The following is a 23,577-nucleotide window of genomic DNA, read 5'->3' as shown; positions in this document are numbered from 1 at the left end:
GCCGCTTCTGCAACGGAGGCGGCGGTCGCCATAGTGGCGACTCCCCGTTGGACCCGGCTTGCCGGGTGGCTCGGCCGGGCGCCTATCCCCCGGACAACTCCAAGCGATTCCGGGTGCGCACCGGCACTCTCCGCATCCCCTCTTGAATGGGGCGCCGCCCGACGCTTGCTGACCTCAGGTTAGCCAACCCATGTCTTTCTTCTCCAAGCTTCATCGCGAATGGATGTCCAATCCGCGCGCCGATATCCTGGCGGGCGTGCTGGTCGCGCTTGCCCTGATCCCCGAAGCGATTGGTTTCTCTATCATCGCGGGCGTGGATCCCAGCGTGGGCCTGTACGCTTCCTTTTCCATTGCCGTCATCATCGCGTTCACAGGCGGACGGCCCGGCATGATCTCGGCGGCCACCGCGGCCATCGCGGTGCTGGTCGTGCCGTTGGTGCGCGACCACGGGATTGGATATTTGTTCGCGGCCTCCGTGCTGATGGGCGTCTTTCAGATCGCCGCCGGCTTCCTGCGGCTGGACCTGCTGATGCAGTACGTGTCGCGCTCGGTCGTGACGGGCTTCGTCAACGCGCTGGCCATCCTGATCTTCATGGCGCAATTGCCCCATCTGATGGGCGTGACCTGGGTTACCTACGCAATGATCGCCGCCGCGCTTGCCATCATCTACCTGCTGCCGCGCCTGACCACGGCAGTGCCTTCGCCGCTGGTGGCGATCATCGCCATGACGGCCGTGTCCCTCTATGCCGGCCTTGACGTCGCCACGGTGGGCGACATGGGCAAGCTGCCGTCCGCCCTGCCGTTCTTCCAGATCCCGGATGTGCCGTTCACGCTGGACACGCTGCGCATCATCCTGCCCTATTCGTTGACGATGGCGGCCGTGGGCCTGCTGGAATCGATGATGACCGCGCAGATTGTTGACGACATGACCGATACGGCCAGCGACAAGCGCCGCGAATGCAAGGGCCAGGGCATCGCCAATATCGTCACGGGGTTCCTGGGCGGCATGGGCGGCTGCGCCATGATCGGCCAGTCGGTCATTAACGTCAGGTCGGGTGGCCGGACGCGCCTGTCGACGCTCGTGGCAGGCGCTTTCCTATTGTTCCTGATCGTGGCGCTGGGTCCGTTGGTAGCGCGCATCCCGATGCCGGCGCTGGTCGCGGTGATGATCATGGTGTCGATCGGCACCTTCCACTGGCAGTCGTTCCCCAATCTGCGATCGCACCCCTGGCAATCGTCGGTGGTAATGCTGGCCACGGTCCTGGTCGTCGTCTGGACGCACGATCTGGCGCGCGGCGTGCTGACTGGCGTGGTGCTAAGCGGCCTGTTCTTCGCGGGCAAGGTTCGCGCCCTGATGACGGTGACCGCCAGTCTGTCCGCCGATGGCGCGACGCGCACATACCGGTATGCTGGCCAGGTGTTCTTCGCCTCGGCCGGACGCTTTGCCGCGGCCATCGACTTTCACGAGGCGGTCGATATGGTGGTGATCGACGTGTCCGACGCGCATTTCTGGGACATTTCCGCCGTCGACGCCCTACATAAGACCGTTGCCAAACTGCGCCGTGCCGGCCTGGCCGTGGACGTCGTCGGCTTGAATGACGCCAGCGCCACCTTGATCGGCAAGCACGCCACCGACGCCCCGCACTAGGGGCTGAGCAGGTCCGACAAGGCGTTGCCCAAGTCCTTCACGGCCCCGGTCACGCCTGCGGCCGCGCCTTCCGCCCCGACGCCGATGGCGTGACCGAAGCCTTGCGCCACCTGCGCCGCAAAGCCTCGCTGGACCGAGAACCTGGGGTTATCCAGGCTACCCTGAAGCTTGAAATCGAAGCGCACCGCGCCTTGCTTGTCTTTCATGGCTGCCAGCACCGCCTTGCGCGGTAATGAAAACAGCAGGCCGTCGCCGCTGAACGTCAGGCCGCGCAGCGCGACCGTGCCCGCGGCCTGCAACTCGCGGTCCGCGATGTGCGTATTCATATCCAGATCCATCGCCCCGCCCGTGAGCGACGCCGCGTCCTTTTCCGATAGGTAGGGTGCGGCGTGCCGGATATCCATGTTGCGCACCGCCACCTTCATGTCGGCGTCCGTGCCTCCGACTTGCAGCCAGCCCTGCGCGCGCACGGTCGCCTGGCCGTTGCGGTTATCTTCCAAGCTGCCGCTGAACGTCATATCGCTATGCGCGCCGTCGCCGGGCAGGGACACCGGCTTTAACCGGGCCTGCACGTTATTGAACGGGATGCGATGCGGGGGCTTCGCCACCACGGCGTCCTCGAAATCCAGGCGACCGTCGCGCAGGATCAGGTCCGTGATGCGGATCGTCCGGTCGCCGCGCGGTTTGGCGTCGCCGCCGGCACCGGCATGCAGCGCCGCCTGCAAGGCGGGCGCGATCTTCAATTCGCCATCGGCCCCGCGTACCACCGCAAAATCGAAGCCCTCGATCTCGACGGAATTGAAAACCGTTTCACGGCGCAGAAACGCCGACCACTCCGGCTCCAGCACGATGCGTTTGGCGCGTGCGCCCGCTTGTCCCGATGCCCCCGGCACGTTGACATCGGTCAGCACCACTTGCCGCCACCCCACCCTCACGTCGCTCACTTGCCCGCGCGGCCCCAGCATGTTTGACACTCGCTGTTCCACGATGCGGGTGACGGCAAAGGCCAGCACTCCGGCCAACGCCGCAAGGATAAGCAGTACGGCAATAGTGGTGCCCAGGGCCGATCCCCGGCGCGGCGCGACTGCGTTCAAGCTCATTGCGGTTCCAGGTTGGGGGTGCCGACGATGAAGGGAATGGTCGGCGATACGGGCCCATTATTCAATGGACGAAATGGATGATGGCGGCTTATCCCCTTACGCAAACAGCCCCGTCCACGCCGTCTGTAGGCGGGAACGGGGCTGTCGGGCGTCGCGCTTCCGGCTTCCGGACTCAATGCGCGATCGCGGGGTCAGCGTTGCGTCTTATTTTGCTGGCCGGGCTGTTGGCCCTGCTGGCTTTGGCCTTTATCGGCTTGCTGTCCCGATTGGCCTGGTTGCTGGCCAGGGGACTGATTGCGGTCCCGGGGGCTTTCCTGGGATTGCTGCTTTTGCGGCTGCTTTTGCTGGTCCGGCTGATTCTGGTTAGGCATTACAAGTCTCCTGATAGGCGGAAAAGACTCCGCTGGATCAGGTGTAGCAACTGACGTGCCCAAACGCCGCGCCCGGGGCGCGTAAGACGGGACAGATCAATGCCCCCGTTTCCAGACCGGTAAGTCCGAGCCATGTTGGAAGAAACTGCCGTCTAGCAGCGCCCGAATCCGCTACTGCGCTACTGCGCCGTGGCGCGGACGGGAAAAGCAGGTTCGGCGTCGGAGACGCTGTCGAAGGCCTCGATCCAGGATGAGGCGTAATTGGCGGGTGCGGCCAAAGGTTCACCGCCATCGCGCTGCGTGCGCAGCCGCAACATCAATGCGTCCAACGGCATCGGGCGCCCCAGCGCGAAGCCCTGCCCGTAACGGCACCCGGCCGCCCGCAGCGCGGGGATATCGGCCACGTTTTCCACCCCTTCGGCCACCACGCGCCAGCCCAGGCGGGTGGCCAGTTCGGCGGCGGTGCGCAGCACTTCGAACGCCACGGCGCTGCGCCGCATGCGCGTTACGAAATACTGGTCGATCTTCACTTCCGACAAGGGAATGGCCGACAAGAGTTTCAGCGACGCATGGCCGGTGCCGAAGTCGTCCAGGCTGACCTCGCATCCCGCGTCTTCCAGCTTCATCAGCGACGCGCGCAGCACGTCAAGTTCGCGGATGGGCTGGTCTTCGGTCAGTTCAACGCGCACCAACGAGGCCGGCAGCTCGGCGGTGTAGATGAGATCCAGCAGAAAATCCACGGCGCGTTCGTCAGACAGCGTCGTCGCGGGCGCGTTGATGGCGATCGGCACCGCGATACCCGCGCGCCGCATCGTCAATAGAATGTCGATCACCCGCAGGCAGACCCGCTCGAACAGCAGTTTGTCCAAGCCCATGCGGTTGATCGCGGGAATGAACTCGGCAGGCATGACAATGCCCAGGCGCGGATGCTGCCATCGCGCCAAGGCTTCGGCCGCTACGATCCTGCCTGTCATCAGATCCACCTGCGGTTGCAACAATATCCGCAGGCCATCTTTTCCTGCCACCATGGCCGCAACTTCTTCGTCGCTGACCACCGAGCTTGTGGAAGCCTCGTGATTGGGCGTCATGTCTACGCTCCTCGCGTGCCTCTGGGTAAGGCCTGCGCTGTCCGGGCGCAGATAGAAGCACATTGGGACATGAGTATTCACTATCGGCTTGCCGCTATGGCGCCGGCCATCAATTCCGGCACACTGAACCGCCAATTGTTTTTGTATGCGATTTCGCGCAATTGTTCCAAGCAATTTTGCACCTAAAGAGGCGGTAAAGTCACATAAATGAAACTATATGTGTACACCCATTCGAATTCATGGATCCGACATCCCGTGGACAGCGCGCACGGCGCCGCAAAATCGGCCTTGTCGACATGGTAGGGTTTGCGTCTTTCGGCTCCCGAGCGCCCGTGCGGTCCCATGAATAGCGTGACGAACCTGCTTTCCCGTTGGCGCGCGTCCCTGCGCAACATCCTGTGGCTGGACGCCTTGCAAGCCGCCGCGATCAGCGCGGCGCCTGTCATCCTGGCCGTGCTTGCGCACGAGCCCCGGTTGGGATGGACCGCGATCGCCGCGTTCTGGGCCTGCTTCGGCGACCCCGGCGGCCCCTTGCGCCAGCGTGCCGGTTCCATGCTGGCGCTGGGCCTGATCGGCGCCCTGTTCTGCTTCCTGGCCAGCGCAAGCGCCGGGCATCTATGGCTATTGCTGCCCCTGACCTTCCTCTGCTGCACCTTCGGCGGCCTGTTGCGTGTGCTGGGTCCGGCAGCGGCCATCGTAGGCACGCTGTTGTCCGCCGGTTTCGTCGTGGCCGCCGAACTGCCGGCCCCGACGCTGGCCGAAAGCCTCTGGTACACCTTGTTCTTCCTGGCAGGCGCCGTCTGGGCCATCTTGATGACTGCGCTGGTTTGGCGCCGACGGCCCTGGAAAGACGCCACACACGCGGTGGCCCATTGCTACCGAGGGTTGGCCGATTTCGCCGACGCGTTGGCGCGCATGTATTCGGGCCTGACGCCGGCGGCCCGTCCGGAAGCCTGGACCGCCGTCACCAAACCACAGCGCAGCGCCCAGCGCGCCGCCCTGGAATCTGCCCGGGTCCGTATCCGCGAAGTGCAGGACACCCGGCCGTCGCGCCGCGCCCGCGGGAATCAACTGACGTATCTGCTGGACAGCGCCGAAGACAGCTTCATCGCGCTGGTCGCCTGCGCCGACCTGCTGGAATCCCATGCACCGCAATGGCTGGGCCGTAGCGCCGGCGCGCACCTGTCGCATGCGCTGCACCGGTATGCCAGCGTCTGCAATGCTATCGCCAGCACCTCAAACGTCAACGACCCCAAACAGGCCGAATGCCTGCGCGAGCGCCTGGCGCACTTCGCCGCGGGGCTGCATGACCTGCGTGGCGGCGCGATGGCCTATGCGCCCGATCTGGCCACCATGGTGCCCGTGCTGGACCGCCTGCTGCATACGGCGCAAGCGGTCATGCAGGCCTTGTTCGATCAGAGCGGCGCGCCCAGCGCGCCCGTGCAGCAGCGCCACGCGGCGTCCCGCGCGCGGCAGGCCTGGCGCGCGCTGCGGCAGAACCTGAGCGTGGAGTCCGATGCCTTTCGCCACGCGTTGCGGGTGGGCGTGGGCGCCACCATCGCCGTGGCCTTGTCCAAGACGTTCGCCGTCAACCACGGCTATTGGATGTCGCTGACCCTGGTATTCATCCTTCAGCCCTATTTCGCGACCACCTGGCAACGCACCCTCGAACGCGTGACGGGCAGCGTGGCCGGCGCCATCGGCGCATCCCTGCTGGGCTTGCTGTTGAGCACGCCGCTGTCCGTCGCGCTGGCGGTGCTGCCCATCGCGCTGGGCACCTTCGCCGCGCGCACCATCCACTACGCGCTCTTCACATTTTTCCTGACGTCCCAGTTCGTGCTGGTCAGCCATATCCAGCAGCCGGAAATCTACGAGCCCACGCTGGCCGCGTTGCGCGCCTTCAATAGCGTGCTGGGCGGCATCCTGGCGCTGCTGGTGGGTTTTCTGGTGTGGCCGGAAAAAGAACCGCGGCAATTGGCCGGCGCCCTGACGCGGGCGCTGGACCGCCACGCGGCTTATGCGCTGGCGCTGATCCGGCAAAAAAGCGGTGCGGCGCCCGACGCGGACGACGACGCCATCGTCGCCTTGCGGCGCCAGGCCTGCCTGTCGGCCGATAACGCCGAAGCGTCTTTGCAGCGTCTACAGCAGAATCCCGTGCACCGCGAACGCAACGTCGACACTGCGGTGAACCTGCTGAACGCCATGCGGCGCATCACCGCCGCCGGAACGGTGCTGGAAATCCAGCCCGCCCTGCCGGCACAGGCGCCCGCCGCCGGGGCGCTGGGCGACTACGGCCGGGTGCTGGCCCACGCCCTGCACCCTCAGGACGACGCGCCAGACCTCCCGTCGCGCCCCTGGGCCGTGCCGGCCGCTATCGTGGCGGCCGCCCCAGCCTTGGCGGATCCGCTGGACCGCATCGCCCAGCAGGCGCGGCAGGTCCGCCAATTGCGCGACCGCATCGAGAAAGATCCGCCTCGGTAAGCCGCAACGGCGCGTCGCCCGCCGGCTTTGCGCGGTCGACGGGTATCTGAACACGGCTTGACGCGCATCAAGGGGCCGCCTTGCCGAAAGCGCAACCATGTAGCGATGGGACGCTTACTAAGGAGACCCGCATGTATCGCCGCATTGCCGTACACCTTGACCATGGATTCGACTGCAAGCGCCGCACCGAGCTGGCGCTGTCGCTGGCCAAGCGCCACCAGGCCGAACTCGTTGGCGTCTATGCCAGCGCCGCGCCGCCCCAGTACTACTACGGCGAATCCGTATTGATGTCCCGCACGCTCAATGTCATGAAGGAATTGCAAGCGCAGAACCGCGCCGCGGTGCAGAACGCATTCCTGGAAGCGGCGGCCAAGGCCGACGTTCCCGCCGTCGTGCGGGCCGGGGAAACCGCGCCCAGCGTCTGCGTCGCCTTGCACGCCCGCACGAGCGATCTCGTCATCGTCAGCCAGTTCAACCGCGACGACATCGAAGCCGCGCACGAAGCCGAATTCGTCGAACAAATGCTCCTGACCGCCGGACGTCCCGTGCTGGTGCTGCCGTCCAGTGGCCATTTCCCCGTCGTGGGAGAGCGCGTGCTGTTCTGCTGGGACGGCAGCCGCGAAGCCGCCCGCGCCTTGGGCGACGCCATGCCGGCGCTGCGCCTTGCCACCCAGCTGATCGCCCTGACCATGGATGAAGGCGCGGCCTCGCAGAAAGGCGACGCCGTGCCCTTCGAAGACCTGGCCACGTATTGCGTCGCGCAAGGCACGCCCGCGCCGGATCACGTGCGCCGCGACATCAAGGGCGTCGGCGTCGGCAGCACCATCTTGAATGCCGCCGCCGACCATAGCGTCGACATGATCGTGATGGGCGCCTACGGGCACAGCAAGTTGCGCCAATGGGCAATGGGCGGCGCCACCGCGTCCATCCTGAAAAGCATGACCGTGCCGATCATGTTTTCGCACTAAGCACGGCTAAGCCGCTTCAGCCTGCGCGTCCAGCACGGGCGTCAGCACCGGCTTGCCGCCGAAATGCGCCGTGGCGTTCTGCAGGAACAACGCCACGGTGGCCGCCACCGCTTCCGGAGAACGGCCCGCGCTGTGCGGCGTCAGCACCACGTTGCCCAGCTGCTTGAGTGCGTCGGGAACATGGGGTTCGCCGTCCACCACATCCAACCCCGCGCCAGCGATGCGCTTTTCAGCCAGCGCGGCGATCAGCGCGACGGTATCCACCACGCTGCCCCGCGCGATGTTCACCAGATAGCCAGTCGGACCCAGCGCGTCCAGCACGTCGGCGTTCACCAAATGCCGGGTGCCGGCGCCGCCCGGCGTGGCGACCACCAGGAAGTCGGACGCCGCCGCCAGGGCGCGCGGACTGTCGAAATAGGTGTAGCCGGAGTCGGGCCGGGCTCGTCGGTTGTAGTACCCCACGCTCATGCCGAACCCATTGGCCCCGCGCTTGGCGATTTCAAGCCCGATGGTGCCCAGTCCAAGAATGCCCAGACGCTTGCCCGTCACTTGCGGCCCCATGAAGCCGCTCCAGTGCCCTTGCCGCACCCAGGCATCGGCCTGCGGCAGATGACGGGCGGCGCCCAGCAGCAGCGCCATTGCGTGGTCGGCCACGGATACGGCGTTGGCGCCCGGGCCGTTCGTAACGATGATGCCGCGCGCTGCTGCGGCGGCCAGATCAATGTTCTCGTAACCGACGCCCAGCGAACAGACCAGTTCAAGCTTGGGCAGCGCGGCCATTTCATCGGCGCGGAACCCCGTTGCGCCGCGCGTCAGCACGACGCGAATCTCGGCGCCGTGGTCTTGGATGGCTTGTGCCCGGGCTTGCGCGGTGGGCGCATACAGGATGTGAAAGCCGCGCGCTTGGATCTCGGGTAGGAAATCCTGCACGCTGTCGATCAAAATCAATAAGGGAATGGTCATATTGGCGTCGCGGGTTAAGCGGAAGTCTGCGAAAAGGCGGGGAAATATTACGCCCCGCCTTGCCCCCGACGCTACCGTTCGTCCAGCGGACGACCATTCCTTGCGAAGACGGCCGGCTTGCGCGGTTTGGCGCTCAGCCGGCCGTCAGCTTTTATAGCCGCCCCGTCAGCAACATCACGATCAATACGATCACGACAATACCAAGCAGGCCGCTGGGGTAATAGCCCCAGCCCTTGCTGTGCGGCCAGGCCGGCACGGCCCCGATAAGCAGCAAGATCAGAATGATCAGCAAAATGGTCGACATGATGACTCCTCGTCGTTATTGATTCGATTTTTCCGGCGACACGCGGGCATCAGCGTTTCGGGGGATCTATTTCTTTGACTGGCGGCGACAACGGCGGCAGGTCCACTTCCGGCTCATCGGTGTCGGGCTCCACCGGCAGGTCCCCCGGCGGCGATCCGGGCGGAATCGGGTCGGGTTTGGGCGGCACGTGTAGCTGCAGTGTGGCTTGCATGGCACTCTCCTTGACAGATCCTTGCCGGTCCGGGGAATAGCCCCGGCCGGAACGATCGTTTCGCTGATGTTGTTGCTGTCGACGGCCTCAGCAAGCGCCGTGCCCGCGCCGCTTGACCGCTTGGCGTCCGCGTGGTCAGGCACGCCGCTTGCTAGGTGCCAACGCCGTTGGAGACAGCATGGACGCCGCCCCCGCTTCGCCGCCCGAACCCGCAGCGCTGGTCTACGTGGACGACACGCAGCCGGGCTATCGCCGGGTGCGCGTGAATGGCAGCGCGTTCCACTATCTGGATACGCGCGGCAAACGCATCACGGACGCCGCCGAAATTGCCCGCATCCACGCGCTGGTGATCCCGCCTGCGTATGAAGATGTCTGGATCTGCCCACTGGCTGAGGGGCATTTGCAGGCTACCGGCCGCGACGCCCGGGGCCGCAAGCAATATCGCTATCACCCCGACTGGGCGGCATTGCGCGACGCGGACAAATATCAGAACCTGCTGGCGTTCGGCCAAGCCCTGCCCCGTATCCGCCGGCAAGTGGCCCGGGATATGCGGGCGCCCGGATTGGCCCAGGAAAAGGTGATCGCCACCTTGGTGCGGCTGCTGGAGACGACGCTGATCCGCATTGGCGCGCGCGAATACGCCAGATCGAACAAGTCGTATGGCCTGACGACGTTGAAACGGCGGCATGCGACCGTTACGGGCGGAGGTTTTCGCTTTCGCTTCCAAGGCAAAAGCGGCGTGCCCCACGACGTCACGGTAAAAGACCGCCGCGTGGCCCGCATCATCAAGCGCTGCCTGGAAATTCCGGGCCAGCAGTTGTTTCAATATCTCGATGAAAACGGCGGCAAACACCCCGTGGACTCCGGCGCGGTCAATGCCTATCTGCGCGCCGCTGGCGGAGGCGATTTCACCGCCAAGCACTACCGCACATGGGCGGGGTCGGTGCTGGCATACGCCGCGCTGCAAGCACGCCCCGTCGAGAACGAAGCGCAGGCCCGGCAGGCCGTGGTGGACGTGATCAAGCAAGTCTCGCAGCGCTTGGCCAACACGCCCGCCGTGTGCCGCGCCTGCTATGTACACCCCGCCGTGCTGGATACCTATCTGGCGGGCGCCTTGCCGCCAAAGGCGCGAGCCCCGGACGCGCCGCGCGGCTTGCACGCGGACGAACGGCGCCTGCTGGCTTTCCTGCGTGCCCAGCCGGGCAACGACGACGGGCGCGTTGGCCCGGGTCGATCAAAGAATGGATGAGCGGGCGTTCTTCGCGCGCGGCTGCGGCGCGGCGCCGTCGGCCCAGTTCGATTCCGTTTGATTGTCAACGACCGCGCGCTTATCACGCGCCGCTTCGTCCGGCGTCGAGTCGTCTGGTTTCACCGGTTGTTTCGGCACATCGACGGGGCCCCGCGGCGGCAGTATCTTAGCGTTGTCCTGCGCGCCGGTTTGGGCGGTTTTGTCCGCCGGGCCGGATGCGGCGGCGGTCGATCGGGAACGGGTTTTCATGGGTATCTCCTGCCAAGTTCCGAATTTCCATCCTACGGCCGTCAATCGGGATAAAGCACTGTCAGTACCTTCAAATTGCAAGCGGATGTGCCCGGTGCGGCCGCGCCTGCCTTCGTTGACCGCCACGGGAACTCACAAGGAGATGCAATGCGAGACCCAAACTTCGAGCAATGTGTGCAAGCCTGCTATGAATGCGCGGTGGCTTGCGACCAATGCGCCGCGGCCAGCCTGGACATCAACGCGGCCCGGATGAAGCGCTGCATCAGCCTGGCCACCGATTGCGCCAGCGTGTGCCGGCTGTGTGCGGCCATGCTGGCGCGCAACGGCGAATTTTCTACCGCGCTATGTACTTTGTGCGCGCTGGTTTGCGATGCGTGCGCCCGCGCTTGCACGCCGCACCAGGACATAGAGCATTGCCAGGTCTGCGCCGGCGCCTGCCTCGCCTGCACGCTGGCCTGCCAAGACATGCTCGAGGCCTAGCGCCCCGACACGCCGCGCAGCCGCACGGGCCGGTCTGCGATGGCGGATTTTCCGCCCGACTGCCAGGAGCTTTCAGATGGCCTCTACGAACACCCCTCTGCCTTCCGACTTTCCCGAGAACGGCCCGGACAGTCGTGGGTCGCGCCGGCGCGCGCGCCATCCGGAAAGTTGGATCGATGAAATCGAGGCAACGTTGCGCGACGCCGATCCCACCACGGACCTGGACGCACTGAAGACGCGTTTGTCTGAGCAGTTGACGGCCACACGGCGCAGCTTGCGGGACGCCTCCGAGAATGCCGGTGACCTGATGCGCGAAACGCTCGACTGCACCGAGGAATACATTCACGCGCGGCCGTGGCAGGCTATCGGGCTGGTTGCCGGCGCAGCTTTTCTTTTCGGCGTCGTCGTGGGGCGCCAATAACCACGCCAGCCGGGGTAACGGCTAGGTAACGGCCGGGCATCAGCCCGGCTTTTTTTCGCGCTGTCGTCGGGATCGCCGTCAGCCGCTTGCGTCTAGTCCTCCTGTGCCAGGAACAGCATTTGCGTCCTTTGGCCGCAACGCGCCTTCCGCGCCTGACCCAAGGAGCCTTCCATGAGCAAGCCCAGCAACGCCGGTACGGGTGACCGTCCACACCCCACGCCCCCCATGCCGGACCAACACCTAGAGAAACCCGGCAACGAAGCCGACATGGAGCTCAAGCCCCAGTACCAGGCCCCGGGGTATCGGGGCAGCGCCAAGCTGCAAGACATGGCAGCCATCGTCACCGGCGGCGACTCCGGCATCGGACGCGCCGTCAGCGTGCTGTTCGCGCGCGAAGGCGCCGACGTCGCCGTCGTGTATTTGAACGAGCATGAAGACGCCGAAGACACCCGGCGCGCGGTGGAAGCCGAAGGCCGTCGTTGCCTGCTGATCGCCGGAGACGTGCGCGAAGCCGCGTTCTGCAAGGATGCCGTGGCCCAGACGGTAAAAGCCTTCGGCAAACTGGATGTGCTGGTCAACAACGCGGCGTATCAGCAGCACACCGAATCGTTGACGGACATCAGCGACGAAAAGTGGGATAAGACACTGCGCACCAACATCACCGCCTACTTCTACATGGCCCGGGCTGCCCTGCCGCATCTGAAGTCGGGCGCGTCCATCATCAATACCGGGTCGGTAACCGGCCTGCGAGGTAGCGCCAAATTGCTGGACTACTCCTCTACCAAGGGCGCCATCCACGCCTTCACCCGCTCGCTGGCCGGGAACCTGGCCAGCCAGGGCATCCGCGTGAACGCCGTGGCGCCCGGCCCTGTCTGGACGCCGCTGAATCCGGCGGATCAAAGTCCGGAGGCGATCAAGGAATTCGGCAAGCAGACCGACCTGGGACGGCCGGCGCAACCGGAAGAGATCTCGCCCGCCTACGTTTTTCTGGCGTCCCCGGCATGCGCAAGCTACATCACCGGGATTGTGTTGCCCATCACGGGCAGCGCGGGCGATTGAACCTTCAAACCTGGGAAGCGGGCGCCTCTACCCGCTCGGGCGGCGTCAAGGGGTCGAAATCCTGCCATTTTCCGTTCTGCCATCGGCCCTGCGCCCGTTCGATGTCGCGCCCACCCGTTTCCCGCAATACCTGGCGAGCAAGCGCCTCCTTGTCCGCCGGCACATGCAGCGCCAGCATTACGCCGGCCGCGCGCACGGTCGGATGCTCCTCAGGTTCGCCGGGCGTAGCTTTGGCCCTACGCTTGTCCCGCCCCACGATCCACAGCGCGCCGGCCAACGCGCCCAGGTATGCCCCCACGCCAGCGGCCGCGATAACAATCAGGATCGGCGCCGCCATGCGCGCTGCGATGAAGCCGCCCAATAGCGCGAACAGCAGACCCAGGGCGGACGCGCCCGCCACCGCTCCCAGATGGCCGCCCTTGGCGTCGGGATCCGCCACGCGGTCGCCTCCTAATGGAAATCGAGCGTGCCCGCCCGCCGTGTTGATGTAGAAGGTGTGCACGTCCTCTTCGGTGAAACCTTCAGTAAAGAGTTTCTGCGCGGCCACGGCGGCTTGGTCGAATGTCTGGAAGCGTGCGGCAACAATCAACGACATGACGATCTCCCGGAAAGGATGTGTCGCCGGGTGCAGCAACTGGCATGCCCGTCCGCATACGGCACGCCGCTTGCTGTCGGAGCTGCGCAAGCCGCCTTGCCATGCCCTTCGAACCCTGCACGGAGACCGCCATGCCCCGCCCCCCTGCCCCTGATTTCCCCGATCTGGACGATACCGGCCGCCCCGATCTGGGACCGAGCGATTCCTCTGATTCCGCCAGCGACTTACCCCCCGGCATGGCCCATTCCGACAGCGATTCGCAGGCGACCGGTGAACGTGAAAGCGTTGAGCCCGACCCGCGCGACGACGACGGCAGCGATATCGCACCGGACCGCGTGACCGGGGCCGATGAAGCCGGCCTATCCCGTTCGGCGCCCAATCCGGAGCGCAATGGTGGTTGAGCCCGCCCCTTCGCAGTTGCCCCCGCCCTTGCACCCTGCCGGCTTCGGCCCCGGCGCGGCGGCGCCTGAAGACGCCAACAGCCTGCCCATCGAGAATGGAGTTTTTTCCATCCTTGAAGCAGAAACTGCCGCAAGTGCCGAACCGCGCGGCCGCGATCTGTCATGGCTGGATTGGGTGGCGCTGATTGCCGTAGTGGCGGGCGGCTTGAACTGCGGCTTGATCGCCGCCGTCAACCTGGACGTGTTCGCGAAGATCCTGCCGCACGCCGCCGCGACCCGCGCCGTCCAAGGGCTGATTGGGCTAGCGGCACTGCATTGCGTCGTGCTGCTCTTCAAATGGGGTGACGGCGCCGACTAGGGCGCCAACCGCCCTATTTTCCGCCGGGACGCTTGCCGGGATACTGCCCGCCTTCTTCAAACTCCGGTCCCTTGGTGTTGGGCTTCTTGTCCGCTGGCCGTTTCGCTGCCGGCGGCTGCTTGCCAAAGCCGGGCTGGTCTGCGCCGAACTGGCCGCTGCGACGGGCCGCCTCGACCTCGTCGTTCGGGGTGTTCGCCTCGGGCTTGGCCTTCTCTTGCTCGGGTTGCTTCATCTTGCTCTCCGCATAACCGTGGGGAACGCTTGACGCGCAAGCGGCGTTCCCGAGCGCGTGCCGGGAACGCCGCTTGCTTGCTAGCGGTTGCAGGTCCGGTTAACGCCGGACCCCTCACCCAAAGGAGTTAGCCATGAATCTGTCCAGAACCGTTTGCCCCGCTATCGCCCTGTGCCTGTCCGCCCTGGCGTTCCAGGCCTCCGCGCAAACGACTTCCGTGCGCAGCAGCGACCAGATCGACAACCAATATAAGATGGACAAGAAAGCATGCGACGGAATGAAGGGCAACCAGAAGGACGTGTGTCAGCAGCAGGCCGAAGCCACGCGCGACAAGGCGAAAGCAGACGCCAAGGCGGGCAAGGAAAAGGCGGAAGCCAGCCATGACGCCGCCAAGACGCGCAACGACGCCGACTACAAGGTGGGCAAGGAAAAATGCGACGCCATGTCGGGTAACGCCAAGGACGCCTGCCTGGCAGAGCTGAAGACGCGCCACGGCAAGTAAGCCGGCGCCGCCCCCGCGCCCGGCCCGGGGCGGCGCTCAGGTTGCGTCGCGCGCCTCGCTTGATCCGTCTTCGCCTGGCAGAACATAGCCGGCAGCCGCGTACTCCTCAAGCCGGTTGTAAAGCGTCTTGGGGCTGATGCCCAGCATCGCGGCGGTCTGCTTCTTTACGCCGTTGCAGCGGGCAAGCGTTGCCAGGATCAGGCGCCGGTCGGCTTCGGCCAGCGTTTCCCCAACGGGCACGCTGACCTGGCTGGTCGGGGCATCGCCGCTTGGCGAAACATGCGGCGCCAGCATATCGGCATTCAGGACATCGCCGTCAGCCATGATGAAGGCGCGACGCACGAAGTTCTTGAGCTCGCGCACATTGCCCGGCCAGTCGTACTGCGCCAAGGCTTCGGCGGCCTGCGGCGAAAATACCTTGTTTTTGCCGGTCTCCTGGTTCTGCGCCTGCAAGAACCGCTGCGCCAGGAACAGGATGTCGTCGCCGCGTTCCCGCAGCGGCGGCAGTTCGATGGGAAACACGCTTAGCCGGTAGTACAGGTCTTCGCGCAGCTTTCCGTCTTGCACCGCCTGTTCCGGATTGCGGTTGGTGGCGGCGACGATGCGGATGTCGCAGCCGATTTCGCGGTTGGTCCCGACCCGCATGAATTGCCCGGTCTCAAGCACCCGCAGCAATTTCACCTGCAGGTCCAACGGCATCTCGGTAACCTCGTCCAGGAACAGGGTGCCGCCATCGGCGCGTTCAAAATAGCCTTTGTGCTGGCGGTCGGCGCCGGTGAAGCTGCCGCGCTCGTGGCCGAACATTTCGCTTTCGATCAGATTGGGGGAAATCGCGCCGCAATTGACAGCGATGAACGGCCGTTGACGGCGCGTGCTGAGTTCATGGATCGCATGGGCGGCCAGTTCTTTGCCAGTGCCGCTTTCACCGATCAGCAAGGTCGTGACGTTGGTGGGCGCTACGCGTCCGATCTGACGGTACAGTGCGGCCATGCATTCGGACGCGCCATAGAGCTTGCCGAAACGCCCAGCTTCCTCGAACGGCATGCCGGGAAGGTCTCCGCCCGCATTGGCCACCACGCGGCTCAGGATGCCGTTCAAGCGTTCCATGCAAATTGGCTTGACGAGAAAATCGGTCGCGCCCAGACGCAAGGCCTGGACGGCGTAGTCAACCGTGCCATGGCCCGTCATCACCACCACCTCGGCGCTGGCCGCGGCGACGTTCTTGAAGATGTCCATCCCGTTGCCACCCGGCAGCCGGACGTCGGTCAGCACCAGATCGGGCGCCTGCCGCTCAAGCTGTATCAGCGCGTCTTTGACGCTGGCCGCCACCGCCACCGAGAAACCGCTGTCGCGGCCCATCTCGGCAAGGGTTTCCCGTATCGCGTCGTCATCGTCGACGATCAGCAAATGAGGCATAGCTTCTCCGTATGGCGGTGCGCAGCCCGATGTCCGCGCCGCGCATTGACATGAAAACGAGAATAATCAGTCTGGCGGCGGCAGACGTAAACAATCGATACTGTCGACTAAAGTTTTCGAATACTTGCAACTGGTCGCATTCCTGCGCCGACCCGCCCACTACGATAAAAGTATCTTGACTAGGCCCGGCGGGCCGAGGTATCTGCACATGGCAAACCGCACCACCACCGGGCGCGAGGATGCAATTGCGTCCTCCGCCCCTCCGATGGACATGACCGGCCTGTCACCGGTGATGCAAAAATTGGGCACTCAGGTACGACTGGCTGCATCCACCGATGCCAGCGTCTTCATCGTGGGGGAAAGCGGCGCCGGCAAGGAAATCGTAGCGCGCGCGATCCATGACGGCAGCGAACGGCGGGGCCATCCCTTCGTCGCCGTGAATTGTGGCGCCATCAGTGGCACGTTGGCGCATGCCGAACTGTTCGGCCACGAGAAAGGCAGTTTCACCGGCGCGTTGGCCCAGAACGCCGGTTACTTCGAGTACGCCAGCGGCGGAACCCTGTTCCTGGACGAAGTCACGGAAATGCCGCCCGACATGCAAGTACATTTCTTGCGCGTCCTGGAAGCCGGGACGTATCAGCGTGTCGGCGGATCCGACCTGTTGCGCGCCAATGTTCGCATCATTTGCGCCAGTAACCGCGACCCCGCGGCCTCGGTCGCCGACGGCCGACTGCGTCAGGATTTCCTTCACCGGTTGCTGGTCATCCCGCTACGGGTGCCGCCGCTACGTGAACGCGGAAACGATGCCGTGATCCTGGCGCACCGGTTCCTGGATACGCTGAATGCCCAGCACCGCACACAGAAGACCTTTTCCAGGCAGATGCTGGACGCGATCCAACAGCATGACTGGCCCGGCAATGTGCGCGAACTGCGCAACGTGGTGCAGCGCGCGTTCATTCTGTCGGATGCGCAACTGAACACCGACCTGCTGACGCGCGCCCCCGCCCGTCAACGGCCGGAAATGCGCGACGGGGCGCTCAGCTTCCCGGTGGGCATGCCGCTGGGACGCGCGCAGCGCGAATTCATCCTGGCGACGCTGGCGCATCATGACGGCGACAAGCGCCTGGCCGCGGACACCTTGGGCGTCAGCCTGAAAACGCTCTACAACCGGCTGGACGTGTACGACAAGGAAGGCTTGGCGGACCGCTGAGCAGTTCTTACCGTCGGCTTGTAATAGCGCCTCCGCCCGCAGCCGCGCGCCTCCGGATACCCGCCCGCAAACCCACCTGGCACGGAGTTTGCTTGAGTATCAAGGATGCGCCGCCGTCCGGCGGCTCCCTGGCAAGGAGACTCGATTGGGCCACCCTACGCAAGAATTGCGCCTGCGCCAGCAGATGACGCTGGCGCCCCGGCTGCAACAGTCCGTCAAGCTGCTGCAAATGTCGGCGCTTGAATTCACGACCGCGGTGGAGCACGCGCTAGCCACCAATCCCTTTCTGGAAGACGGGGACGAGCAAGACGCCGATCCGGTGGAAATCGGGCCGGACGTCAAGCCCATCGGCCACGGCGACCCGGGCGATGCCCCGGCCGAGCCAGCCCCGACAACCGCTGCCGATGGCGACGAGCCGCCCCCGGATGCGCCCGCCTATTCGGGCGATTACCCCATGCCGTCGTCGGGCTCCGGCGAAGGCAAGGACCTGGGGCAATGGGCCAGCGCGTCGTTATCGATGCGGGAACGCCTGTGCATGGACCTGGGCAACTACCATTTGCAGCCACGCGACCGGCTGTTGGCCGAATTCATCATCGATGCGCTGGATGACGACGGCTATCTGCGTGTGCCGCTCGACAGCCTTTGTAGCGCGGATCGGCCCGAATTCAGTCCGCCTCCGGACGACGGGGAATGGACTGCGGCCCTGCGCCTGGTGCAGCAGCTGGATGCGCCGGGCCTGGCCGCGCGCGACCTGACGGAATGCCTGACGCTGCAATTGATGGCTGCCCGGGCGGTGGACGCCACTACCCGGGATCTGGCGCTGCGCATCGTGCGCGAGCACCTGGACCGCCTGGGAAAAAACGACTGCATCGGACTGCGCCGCGTGCTGGATTGCTCTGACGAGGCGCTACGCGACGCCTGCGCGTTGATCCGCAGCCTTGACCCCAAACCCGGCGCCCGCTATAGCGCGGAAGCCCCGGTGTACGTCGTACCGGACGTATTCGTGGACAAGTGGCACGCGCGTTGGCGCGTCTTGCCCAATCGCAATGCGATGCCGCAGGCGCGCTTGCACCGTACCTACGCCGACCTGTTCCGCCGCGCCCGCCTGGACGACCGCAGCCCCATGGCGCAGGAACTGCAAGAAGCGCGCTGGCTGGTGCGTAACGTGGAACAGCGCTACACGACGATCCAGCGTGTCGCCGAAGCCATCGTCAAGCGCCAGCAGACATTCTTCGAATATGGCGAGGTGGCGTTGCGCCCCTTGATGCTGCGCGAAGTTGCCGATGATCTGAACATGCACGAATCCACCGTGTCGCGCGCCACCGTGGGCAAATATATGGTGACGCCGCGCGGCGTGTTCGAATTCCGTCACTTCTTTTCCCGCGAGCTGGCGACGGAATCCGGCGGTTCGTGCTCGGCGGCCGCGGTGCGCGCGCTGATCAAGGAAATGGTGGATGCGGAAGACCCCGCCATGCCGTTGTCGGACGTCGCCCTGACTCAACAATTGGCGGCCAGCGGCATCCTGCTGGCGCGCCGCACCGTGTCGAAGTACCGGGGCCAACTGCGGGTGCCGCCCGCGGAACTGCGCCGCCAGCACTAAGCGCCGGTTCGACGCCACCGCGTCGGCAGCGGGTGTCACATAAAGAAGGCTTCCCGAGGGAAGCCTTCTTCGTTGCCGTCTGGCTAGCCGCGCTTACTTTGAACCGCCCGTGTTCGGGTATCCCGGAGGCGGCGCGGCGCCGCCCGCTGGCGTGCGCGGAACGTTATCGTTCGCTTCGCGCGGACGATTAGGCGTTTCATCGGAGTGTTTCTTGCCCGATGACATGCTGCCGCTATGTTGCGTCGACGGCGCCGTCGTGCCCGAAGGGGGCGTTGCATTAGGGGCAGGCGCCATCTGCCCCGGTGGCAACGGGCGGTTCGGCTGGGCGGCAGAGGAGTCGTTCGGCGTGGTAGATGGCGAGGTCGGCGTGGCCGACTGGGCCAGCGCCGCACCGGCGGACGTCAGGCCTGCCAGTAATACGAAAGCGCAAGTCATGGCACGGGTTTTCATAGTCGGGCTCCTTGGTTGGAAAGCAGGGACTTGTACGCAAGCCCCGTTCCCGTCCCCGCAGCCCCCCGCGTCGACCCGCCTGCGCCCCGCTTTCCCCCTGCCGCGCGCCTGGAAGGGCATTTTTTACCTGCCGTTGCAACACTGGCATTCTTGCCGCCTAGGCCGCCCCTCCGTCGCGCGCCTTGCGAGATTCGGCCAACATGCGCTGCACGCGTTCGCCCAGCGCGTCCAAGGAGAACGGCTTCACGATCAATTCCATCCCGTGCTCCAGGAAGCCGCGGTCATGCGCGGCGCTTTCGGCGTATCCGGTCATCATCAGCACCTTCAGCCCGGGATGGGCGGCCCGCGCGGCGTCCGCCAACTGGCGGCCGTTCAACGCCGGCAAGCCGACATCCGTCACCAGCAGGTCGATACCCGCAGTGCCCAGCACCAGTTCCAATCCGGCCTCGCCATCGGCTGCGGTCAGCACGTGCATGCCAAGATCAACCAGACACTCGCGCACCATGTCGCGCACATTGGCATCGTCTTCCACCAGCACCACGACGGACGGCTGTCCGACGCCCGATACCGGTTGCGCGGCCAACTCATGCCGCGCGGCGGCATCCGGCGCGCCGTCGTACCGAGGCAATAACAACTTGACCGTCGTGCCCTTGCCCACCTCGCTTTCCAGCGTGGCCACGCCGCCCGCCTGCTTGGCGAAGCCGTAGATCATGGACAGCCCCAGGCCGGTGCCTTCGCCCAGCGGCTTGGTAGTGAAGAAGGGATCGAACGCATGCGCCAGCACGTCGGGCGGCATGCCGCAACCTTCGTCCGTCACCGAAACCTGCACGAAATCCCCCGCATTCATGCCGGGAAACTGGCGCAACAGCACGGGATCCAATGACCGGTTTTGCGCGGCAACGGTCAAGGCCCCGCCATTGGGCATGGCGTCGCACGCGTTGATCACCAAATTCAGCATGGCGTTTTCAAACTGGTTCTTGTCGCATCGAACCGTCCACAACGCCGGATCCAGATCGAAAAGCAGGCGCACGCGTTCGCCGGTATAGCGGTGGAACAGGTCGGCCATCGACTGCAACGTAGTCGCCACGCTGAAGGGTTTCGGGTCGATCGGCTGGCGCCGCGAAAAGGTCAGCAGCCGTTGGGTCAGATGCGCGGCGCGATTGGCGGAATCCATTGCCACGTTGATGAAGCGTTCGGCCTGCGCCGGCGTGCCGGCGTCGAGTTTGCGCTTGACCAGGTACAAGGCGCCCGTGATGCCTTGAAGCATATTGTTGAAGTCGTGCGCGATGCCGCCGGTCAGGCGCCCCACCGCTTCCATTTTCTGCGATTGCCTCAACGCCTGCTCGGTCTCGCGCAGCATCTCGGCCTGCACCTTCAAATCGGTATCGTCACGGCCGGTCATGTACAGGCTGTCTTGCGACCACGACATGCTCCACGTAATCCAGCGATAGGCGCCGTCACGCCCCAGCAGCCGATTTTCCATATGCCGCACGGCTTGCGCCGGGTCGCTATGCGACGCCTGCGCCATCGCGGCGCGCGTGGCCGCCTGGTCGTCGGGGTGCACCAATTCGGCCAGCCCCATGGATAGAAATTGCTCGGGCCTCCACCCCAGGATCGGCCGCACTGCGGGATTGACACTGACGAAGCGCTCATGCGCGTCGACGACGGCAAGCAGTTCCGGAGACAGCCGCCAGATGCGGTCGCGTTCGGCGATGGCGTCTTCGACGCGCTGCTCCAGCGTGCGCGCGTACTGCGACCGCTCGACGGCGCCGCACATGCGCTCGGCCACTTCTTCGATAAAGGCCAGATCGCCGGCCTTGAGCCGGCTGCCCGCCTGTGGCCGCACCAGCAACGTGCCGCCATATCGGCCCCAGCGACGCATCGGCACCACGATCGCGGATGGCCGAACCTCGCCGTCCTGATCCGCCACCAGCGGCTGCAGTTGGGCGGTGCGGCCCTTACGCAGCGCAGCCTTCAGTTCTTCGCTCAGTGGATCGGGCACCAGCGGCTGCGCGTTGGCCCGTTCGCTCTCGGACCGCCAACAGGTCGATAGCGTCACCGCCGCGCCGTCGTCGCCCGACCAGTCCGCCACCGCCACAAGGCCAAGCGCCAGATGCTGGCCCAACCCCTCGCACGCGGCATATTCGATTTCGGACTGAAGGTGCAGCTCGCGCATGCGGTCGCCCAGCGCCAACAGGAAATTCTTGCGGTGCTGCCCTTCCCAAAGTTCGGTTTCAGCCGCCTTACGCGCCGTGACGTCCAGAAACAGCGCCATCATCCGGTCGGCGCCGTCTTTACGCGCCCGGGCCTCGTACCAGGCATGCTTGGGCCCGGGCACGGCGAATTCGAACTGCGCCGGTTCGCCCGTCTCCACCACCTGCGCAAAAGCGTCCATGATCTGGCTGGGCACGCCGGGGATCATTTCGCGCAGCGTATGGCCCAGCGTGTCGCCTTCCCGCATGCCGCTCTGGCGCTCGAAGGCCGGGTTCACCTCCAGAAAGCGGAAGTCCACGATACGACCCTCGCCGTCCCGCAACGCCTCGCTTAAAAAGAAGGCCTCTTGCATGCCCTCGAACATCGCGCGCCAGCGCGCGCCGCTATCGCGTAGCGCGGCGTCGGTCAGATGGCGCTCGATGGCCAGCGCGGCACTGCGCGTCACCAATGCGATGGCGTCGATATCGTCGGTGGATGGCGAGCGCACCGTGCTGTAGTAGTTGGAAAACACGCCCAGCAAGCGTCCGTCGGGCGCCTTGATCGGCGTCGACCAGCACGCCCGCAGGCCTTGTGACAACGCCAGATCTCGCCAGCGCTCCCAAATCGGGTGCGTGGCGATGTCGTCCACATACACAGCGGTTCCTGCATGCGCCGCCGCCCCCCAGGATGCCATCTGCGGTCCGATGGGCGTGCGCTGCACGGCCACATTGAATTCCGCCGGCAAGCTGGGCGCCGCGGCGTGCAGCAAGAACGTCCCGGTATCGTCGATCAAGGCGATCGCCGTGCGCAATCTCACGCTCGATTGCGCCTCGATGGCGTGCAACACATGCTCCAGGACATCCGGCAGCGGCATGCCTGCGGCAATGCGCTGCAGCATGATGCGTTCATCTTCCAGACGCGCCAGCGTATCCGTCCAAGGGAGCGCAACGCGATCCTGTTTCTTCAACATGTCTGCCCCTTTGCCAGTACGTACTGTATTGCGGGGCCCCGCCGCCTTGCCGAAACGCTCGGTAACGCGACGCTACCGTTCCTGCTCGAGGACAGGCTCGCCGTCCGGGCGTAAAGCGTCCAGGCGTAAAGCGTTCAGCGCTTCGGGCTTGTCGACCAGCACGCATTGCTTGCCGGTGCGGGCGCAATGATCTTTCACGCGCCAATAGGCGCCGTGGCTGACGCAGCCGGTCTGGCAAATGACCAGATCCGCCGCGATCAGGCTGGCTTCCAGCGTCGCGCCGTCTGCATCGCCCTCGCCGCTGTGCCCCAGGTACCGGCCGCCGGCAAGTTCGACGACCTTGCGCGTCAGCATCAGCGCCAGCGCGTCTTCGCCGACGCACAGCACCGATTTTTCGCGCAATGCCACTGCCATGACGGCCGGCTGGAGGGCGACGGGCTCGGCGACCCGTTCCACCGGGCGTGCCCTGCCCTGGCTGGCGCGGTCCTGCCAGGCCAGCCGCTCGCGCATGAGGCATTGAATGCGTTCCATCAGCTGCGTGACCCGGCGCGCCAGCGCCACCCGCTTGGGCAATCCCGGTATCGATCCTTCGAGCGCGCGGTGGTCTTCGCGCGCCCAAGCCAACGCCGTGTCGCGCTGGATGACCGCGGCGCGCAGCCGCATCGCTTCGGCCTCAAGATGCAGAATGCGCGCCGCCTGCGCGCTAAGCAGCTGGCTGCAATGCGATTGCGCCTGCCCGTAAGCGGCCAGCAGCGCCGCATGTTCGCGTTGCAGGGGATGGCGGTCTGGAAAAGAGGATGTCATCGCAGGGCCTCGGAATGAAACAAGCGCCGGATGCGCCGCGTGCGTGAGCGGTCCCGCAGCGCGCGACCTGGCGTGTCCGCAATTATAAATGAGAATGCGTCTGTTTTATATTTTTGCGTCATGCCCGCGGCGCGCACAGGGAAATCCATAGCTGACGCGCCCCAATCGCTTAAATATGATCGACAGACGCTACCGGCACGCAAGCCCTTTCGGGCTTGGAATAGACGTTCCCACGAGGACGCCACGCGCCCTTT

General features: G+C 65.4%; 25 protein-coding genes and 1 other annotated feature. Of the genes, 12 read left to right on the top strand and 13 right to left on the bottom strand.

Translation table 11 applies throughout. The annotated features are described in order from the left end of the window. Positions 1-46 precede the first annotated feature (46 nt). Positions 47-99: a sequence feature (sul1 is cis-regulatory element that is thought to sense ions involved in sulfur or methionine metabolism; They are found in Alphaproteobacteria), on the top strand. Between the two features lie 91 nt (positions 100-190). Continuing rightward, positions 191-1,648, top strand: a complete 1,458-nt coding sequence (locus ACI0FO_RS23530; protein ID WP_416030649.1) for a SulP family inorganic anion transporter — start codon at positions 191-193, stop codon at positions 1,646-1,648. Here the strand turns inward: ACI0FO_RS23530 and ACI0FO_RS23525 are convergent. From ACI0FO_RS23525 to ACI0FO_RS23515, 3 genes are all read right to left on the bottom strand, one after another. Then, positions 1,645-2,748, bottom strand: coding sequence for a DUF748 domain-containing protein (locus tag ACI0FO_RS23525; RefSeq protein ID WP_416030647.1), 1,104 nt, complete (start codon positions 2,746-2,748; stop codon positions 1,645-1,647). The genes ACI0FO_RS23530 and ACI0FO_RS23525 overlap by 4 nt on opposite strands. A 191-nt stretch (positions 2,749-2,939) precedes the next feature. After that, on the bottom strand, positions 2,940-3,119 hold the full coding sequence (locus ACI0FO_RS23520; protein WP_416030645.1) for a hypothetical protein: 180 nt from the start codon (positions 3,117-3,119) through the stop codon (positions 2,940-2,942). Between the two features lie 179 nt (positions 3,120-3,298). After that, the gene (locus tag ACI0FO_RS23515) at positions 3,299-4,207 is read right to left on the bottom strand and encodes an EAL domain-containing protein (protein ID WP_416030643.1); all 909 of its coding nucleotides are present in this window, start codon (positions 4,205-4,207) and stop codon (positions 3,299-3,301) included. A 342-nt stretch (positions 4,208-4,549) separates the two neighbouring features. On the opposite strand from ACI0FO_RS23515, the gene ACI0FO_RS23510 reads away from it, so the two are divergent. Next, positions 4,550-6,688, top strand: a complete 2,139-nt coding sequence (locus tag ACI0FO_RS23510) for an FUSC family protein (RefSeq protein ID WP_416030641.1) — start codon at positions 4,550-4,552, stop codon at positions 6,686-6,688. A 131-nt stretch (positions 6,689-6,819) separates the two neighbouring features. Beyond that, the gene (locus tag ACI0FO_RS23505) at positions 6,820-7,656 is read left to right on the top strand and encodes a universal stress protein (protein WP_416030638.1); all 837 of its coding nucleotides are present in this window, start codon (positions 6,820-6,822) and stop codon (positions 7,654-7,656) included. 6 nt (positions 7,657-7,662) lie between these two features. Here the strand turns inward: ACI0FO_RS23505 and ACI0FO_RS23500 are convergent, their stop codons facing one another. The 3 genes from ACI0FO_RS23500 to ACI0FO_RS23490 all read right to left on the bottom strand — a co-directional run bounded on the left by ACI0FO_RS23500 (position 7,663) and on the right by ACI0FO_RS23490 (position 9,134). Continuing rightward, positions 7,663-8,619, bottom strand: coding sequence for a 2-hydroxyacid dehydrogenase (locus ACI0FO_RS23500; protein WP_416030635.1), 957 nt, complete (start codon positions 8,617-8,619; stop codon positions 7,663-7,665). A 151-nt stretch (positions 8,620-8,770) separates the two neighbouring features. After that, on the bottom strand, positions 8,771-8,923 hold the full coding sequence (locus ACI0FO_RS23495) for a DUF3309 domain-containing protein (protein WP_268077873.1): 153 nt from the start codon (positions 8,921-8,923) through the stop codon (positions 8,771-8,773). Positions 8,924-8,972: 49 nt separating this feature from the next. Continuing rightward, entirely contained in the window at positions 8,973-9,134 is a 162-nt protein-coding gene (locus ACI0FO_RS23490) for a hypothetical protein (RefSeq protein ID WP_199196882.1), read from the bottom strand. Between the two features lie 178 nt (positions 9,135-9,312). Between ACI0FO_RS23490 and ACI0FO_RS23485 the strand changes: the two genes are divergently transcribed. After that, positions 9,313-10,383, top strand: a complete 1,071-nt coding sequence (locus ACI0FO_RS23485; RefSeq protein WP_416030632.1) for a DNA topoisomerase IB — start codon at positions 9,313-9,315, stop codon at positions 10,381-10,383. Here ACI0FO_RS23485 and ACI0FO_RS23480 read toward each other — a convergent pair. Further along, entirely contained in the window at positions 10,369-10,632 is a 264-nt protein-coding gene (locus ACI0FO_RS23480) for a hypothetical protein (RefSeq protein ID WP_416030630.1), read from the bottom strand. The genes ACI0FO_RS23485 and ACI0FO_RS23480 overlap by 15 nt on opposite strands. 147 nt (positions 10,633-10,779) lie before the next feature. On the opposite strand from ACI0FO_RS23480, the gene ACI0FO_RS23475 reads away from it, so the two are divergent. The 3 genes from ACI0FO_RS23475 (at position 10,780) to ACI0FO_RS23465 (ending at position 12,592) form a co-directional block, all read left to right on the top strand. Continuing rightward, the gene (locus ACI0FO_RS23475) at positions 10,780-11,112 is read left to right on the top strand and encodes a four-helix bundle copper-binding protein (protein ID WP_416030628.1); all 333 of its coding nucleotides are present in this window, start codon (positions 10,780-10,782) and stop codon (positions 11,110-11,112) included. A 76-nt stretch (positions 11,113-11,188) separates the two neighbouring features. Beyond that, entirely contained in the window at positions 11,189-11,533 is a 345-nt protein-coding gene (locus ACI0FO_RS23470) for a DUF883 family protein (RefSeq protein ID WP_416030626.1), read from the top strand. Positions 11,534-11,704: 171 nt separating this feature from the next. Continuing rightward, complete coding sequence (locus ACI0FO_RS23465) at positions 11,705-12,592, top strand: SDR family oxidoreductase (protein ID WP_416030624.1); 888 nt, start codon at positions 11,705-11,707, stop codon at positions 12,590-12,592. Between the two features lie 4 nt (positions 12,593-12,596). On the opposite strand, the gene ACI0FO_RS23460 is transcribed toward ACI0FO_RS23465, so the two are convergent. Then, a complete protein-coding gene (locus ACI0FO_RS23460) occupies positions 12,597-13,187 on the bottom strand; it encodes a hypothetical protein (protein WP_416030622.1) in 591 nt (196 codons plus the stop codon). 131 nt (positions 13,188-13,318) lie between these two features. Here ACI0FO_RS23460 and ACI0FO_RS23455 point away from each other — a divergent pair, with 131 nt between their 5' ends. Together ACI0FO_RS23455 and ACI0FO_RS23450 are read left to right on the top strand one after the other, a co-directional pair. Next, the gene (locus ACI0FO_RS23455; RefSeq protein WP_416030620.1) at positions 13,319-13,588 is read left to right on the top strand and encodes a hypothetical protein; all 270 of its coding nucleotides are present in this window, start codon (positions 13,319-13,321) and stop codon (positions 13,586-13,588) included. Beyond that, positions 13,578-13,946, top strand: coding sequence for a DUF378 domain-containing protein (locus ACI0FO_RS23450; protein ID WP_416030618.1), 369 nt, complete (start codon positions 13,578-13,580; stop codon positions 13,944-13,946). The genes ACI0FO_RS23455 and ACI0FO_RS23450 overlap by 11 nt, the downstream gene beginning before the upstream one ends. Before the next feature lie 13 nt (positions 13,947-13,959). Here ACI0FO_RS23450 and ACI0FO_RS23445 read toward each other — a convergent pair whose 3' ends face one another. Further along, positions 13,960-14,178, bottom strand: coding sequence for a hypothetical protein (locus ACI0FO_RS23445; RefSeq protein ID WP_416030616.1), 219 nt, complete (start codon positions 14,176-14,178; stop codon positions 13,960-13,962). Between the two features lie 133 nt (positions 14,179-14,311). Here ACI0FO_RS23445 and ACI0FO_RS23440 point away from each other — a divergent pair, with 133 nt between their 5' ends. Next, positions 14,312-14,680 (top strand): hypothetical protein, encoded by a 369-nt coding sequence (locus tag ACI0FO_RS23440; RefSeq protein ID WP_416030614.1) that lies wholly within the window; start codon positions 14,312-14,314, stop codon positions 14,678-14,680. Positions 14,681-14,716: 36 nt separating this feature from the next. Here the strand turns inward: ACI0FO_RS23440 and ACI0FO_RS23435 are convergent, their stop codons facing one another. Next, positions 14,717-16,096 carry a sigma-54-dependent transcriptional regulator gene (locus tag ACI0FO_RS23435; protein WP_416030611.1) on the bottom strand — a complete coding sequence of 460 codons (1,380 nt, stop codon included), beginning with the start codon at positions 16,094-16,096 and terminating at the stop codon, positions 14,717-14,719. 292 nt (positions 16,097-16,388) lie between these two features. Here ACI0FO_RS23435 and ACI0FO_RS23430 point away from each other — a divergent pair, with 292 nt between their 5' ends. Then, positions 16,389-17,306 carry a sigma 54-interacting transcriptional regulator gene (locus tag ACI0FO_RS23430; RefSeq protein WP_416030920.1) on the top strand — a complete coding sequence of 306 codons (918 nt, stop codon included), beginning with the start codon at positions 16,389-16,391 and terminating at the stop codon, positions 17,304-17,306. Positions 17,307-17,490: 184 nt separating this feature from the next. Next, positions 17,491-18,906, top strand: a complete 1,416-nt coding sequence (locus ACI0FO_RS23425) for an RNA polymerase factor sigma-54 (protein ID WP_416030918.1) — start codon at positions 17,491-17,493, stop codon at positions 18,904-18,906. A gap of 93 nt (positions 18,907-18,999) precedes the next feature. On the opposite strand, the gene ACI0FO_RS23420 is transcribed toward ACI0FO_RS23425, so the two are convergent. The 3 genes from ACI0FO_RS23420 to ACI0FO_RS23410 all read right to left on the bottom strand — a co-directional run bounded on the left by ACI0FO_RS23420 (position 19,000) and on the right by ACI0FO_RS23410 (position 23,323). Further along, complete coding sequence (locus ACI0FO_RS23420; RefSeq protein WP_416030609.1) at positions 19,000-19,356, bottom strand: hypothetical protein; 357 nt, start codon at positions 19,354-19,356, stop codon at positions 19,000-19,002. Positions 19,357-19,513: 157 nt separating this feature from the next. Further along, positions 19,514-22,519, bottom strand: coding sequence for a PAS domain-containing protein (locus ACI0FO_RS23415; RefSeq protein WP_416030607.1), 3,006 nt, complete (start codon positions 22,517-22,519; stop codon positions 19,514-19,516). A 72-nt stretch (positions 22,520-22,591) separates the two neighbouring features. Further along, on the bottom strand, positions 22,592-23,323 hold the full coding sequence (locus ACI0FO_RS23410; RefSeq protein ID WP_416030606.1) for a DUF2325 domain-containing protein: 732 nt from the start codon (positions 23,321-23,323) through the stop codon (positions 22,592-22,594). Positions 23,324-23,577: the final 254 nt, after the last annotated feature.

The organism is Achromobacter marplatensis (assembly GCF_049060505.1).
Taxonomy (GTDB): Bacteria; Pseudomonadota; Gammaproteobacteria; order Burkholderiales; family Burkholderiaceae_B; genus Achromobacter; species Achromobacter marplatensis_A.
This window is presented reverse-complemented; position numbering and strand designations above follow the sequence as displayed.

Coding starts and splice junctions, on each gene's coding strand:
- ACI0FO_RS23530 (WP_416030649.1), top strand. CDS start 191: ATGTCTTTCTTCTCCAAGCTTCATCGCGAATGGATGTCCAATCCGCGC.
- ACI0FO_RS23525 (WP_416030647.1), bottom strand. CDS start 2,748: ATGAGCTTGAACGCAGTCGCGCCGCGCCGGGGATCGGCCCTGGGCACC.
- ACI0FO_RS23520 (WP_416030645.1), bottom strand. CDS start 3,119: ATGCCTAACCAGAATCAGCCGGACCAGCAAAAGCAGCCGCAAAAGCAG.
- ACI0FO_RS23515 (WP_416030643.1), bottom strand. CDS start 4,207: ATGACGCCCAATCACGAGGCTTCCACAAGCTCGGTGGTCAGCGACGAA.
- ACI0FO_RS23510 (WP_416030641.1), top strand. CDS start 4,550: ATGAATAGCGTGACGAACCTGCTTTCCCGTTGGCGCGCGTCCCTGCGC.
- ACI0FO_RS23505 (WP_416030638.1), top strand. CDS start 6,820: ATGTATCGCCGCATTGCCGTACACCTTGACCATGGATTCGACTGCAAG.
- ACI0FO_RS23500 (WP_416030635.1), bottom strand. CDS start 8,619: ATGACCATTCCCTTATTGATTTTGATCGACAGCGTGCAGGATTTCCTA.
- ACI0FO_RS23495 (WP_268077873.1), bottom strand. CDS start 8,923: ATGTCGACCATTTTGCTGATCATTCTGATCTTGCTGCTTATCGGGGCC.
- ACI0FO_RS23490 (WP_199196882.1), bottom strand. CDS start 9,134: ATGCAAGCCACACTGCAGCTACACGTGCCGCCCAAACCCGACCCGATT.
- ACI0FO_RS23485 (WP_416030632.1), top strand. CDS start 9,313: ATGGACGCCGCCCCCGCTTCGCCGCCCGAACCCGCAGCGCTGGTCTAC.
- ACI0FO_RS23480 (WP_416030630.1), bottom strand. CDS start 10,632: ATGAAAACCCGTTCCCGATCGACCGCCGCCGCATCCGGCCCGGCGGAC.
- ACI0FO_RS23475 (WP_416030628.1), top strand. CDS start 10,780: ATGCGAGACCCAAACTTCGAGCAATGTGTGCAAGCCTGCTATGAATGC.
- ACI0FO_RS23470 (WP_416030626.1), top strand. CDS start 11,189: ATGGCCTCTACGAACACCCCTCTGCCTTCCGACTTTCCCGAGAACGGC.
- ACI0FO_RS23465 (WP_416030624.1), top strand. CDS start 11,705: ATGAGCAAGCCCAGCAACGCCGGTACGGGTGACCGTCCACACCCCACG.
- ACI0FO_RS23460 (WP_416030622.1), bottom strand. CDS start 13,187: ATGTCGTTGATTGTTGCCGCACGCTTCCAGACATTCGACCAAGCCGCC.
- ACI0FO_RS23455 (WP_416030620.1), top strand. CDS start 13,319: ATGCCCCGCCCCCCTGCCCCTGATTTCCCCGATCTGGACGATACCGGC.
- ACI0FO_RS23450 (WP_416030618.1), top strand. CDS start 13,578: ATGGTGGTTGAGCCCGCCCCTTCGCAGTTGCCCCCGCCCTTGCACCCT.
- ACI0FO_RS23445 (WP_416030616.1), bottom strand. CDS start 14,178: ATGAAGCAACCCGAGCAAGAGAAGGCCAAGCCCGAGGCGAACACCCCG.
- ACI0FO_RS23440 (WP_416030614.1), top strand. CDS start 14,312: ATGAATCTGTCCAGAACCGTTTGCCCCGCTATCGCCCTGTGCCTGTCC.
- ACI0FO_RS23435 (WP_416030611.1), bottom strand. CDS start 16,096: ATGCCTCATTTGCTGATCGTCGACGATGACGACGCGATACGGGAAACC.
- ACI0FO_RS23430 (WP_416030920.1), top strand. CDS start 16,389: ATGCAAAAATTGGGCACTCAGGTACGACTGGCTGCATCCACCGATGCC.
- ACI0FO_RS23425 (WP_416030918.1), top strand. CDS start 17,491: ATGACGCTGGCGCCCCGGCTGCAACAGTCCGTCAAGCTGCTGCAAATG.
- ACI0FO_RS23420 (WP_416030609.1), bottom strand. CDS start 19,356: ATGAAAACCCGTGCCATGACTTGCGCTTTCGTATTACTGGCAGGCCTG.
- ACI0FO_RS23415 (WP_416030607.1), bottom strand. CDS start 22,519: ATGTTGAAGAAACAGGATCGCGTTGCGCTCCCTTGGACGGATACGCTG.
- ACI0FO_RS23410 (WP_416030606.1), bottom strand. CDS start 23,323: ATGACATCCTCTTTTCCAGACCGCCATCCCCTGCAACGCGAACATGCG.